The sequence below is a fragment of the Romboutsia maritimum genome (genome assembly GCF_002251085.2).
GTDB classification, from domain to species: Bacteria; Bacillota; Clostridia; order Peptostreptococcales; family Peptostreptococcaceae; genus Romboutsia_B; species Romboutsia_B maritimum.
This window is the reverse complement of record NZ_NOJZ02000097.1, coordinates 1-744: the sequence shown is the minus strand read 5'-3', so window position 1 is coordinate 744 and position 744 is coordinate 1. Positions and strand designations below refer to the sequence as shown.

Annotated in this window: 1 protein-coding gene; it reads right to left on the bottom strand. The window is 24.2% G+C overall.

Features of this window, described 5'->3' with window-relative positions:
* Nucleotides 1-707, bottom strand: a 707-nt coding sequence (locus CHF27_RS14010; protein WP_147294105.1) for a hypothetical protein, incomplete at its 3' end; no start/stop codon positions are given.
* Nucleotides 708-744: the final 37 nt, after the last annotated feature.

Below are 744 nucleotides of genomic sequence, written 5' to 3'. Positions count from 1 at the left end.
AATTCTTCTTTAAGATGTCTAAGGTCATTAATATAGGAATCTTTCGAATTTCCTTTAATCATTAGTCTATCGTCATATTTTTTATCATTAAGTTTTACATATTTATTTAATAAGGTAGCTTTTTTTTCTGTTGATATTTTTCCATTCGCGCTACAATAACCGGTAATAATTATATTAAATACCTCATATTTACTTAAATCAGTGTATTCATAGATTTTTTCAAAATTATCAACTAAAACATCTGGATCAAAATGTCGTTTTTCTTTATTTTCCTCACTCCATAATTTGTTAATTGTAAAGAACTCACTAAACTGATAATCTATATTAGTCCTATACATAAATTCTCCACATGGATTAATACCATAATCAAAAGCATCTGAATACTTAATTAATTTTATTTGCTTAATTAAATTATCTTTTTCAGACATATTACTATAAATGTTATTTACAAACCCATCTAATTGATGAGTCCCATCCCCAAAAATTTCTTTTTTTTGTTCTTTCGCATAACTTTCTTCTATTCCTTTGTACTCATCATCAATTAATTTATCTCTTAGTTTAATTAATTCACTAACACTCATATTTTTATATTCTTTAGTTTCATAATCCCATGTATGATTATATGTATCTTTATTACCTGAAGAGTTACATCCAACAAATGTTAATGATATTACCATACTTATAACTACAATAATTGTTTTTTTCATAAAATCTCCCTTTACCAATAAACTTTATAATATTTTC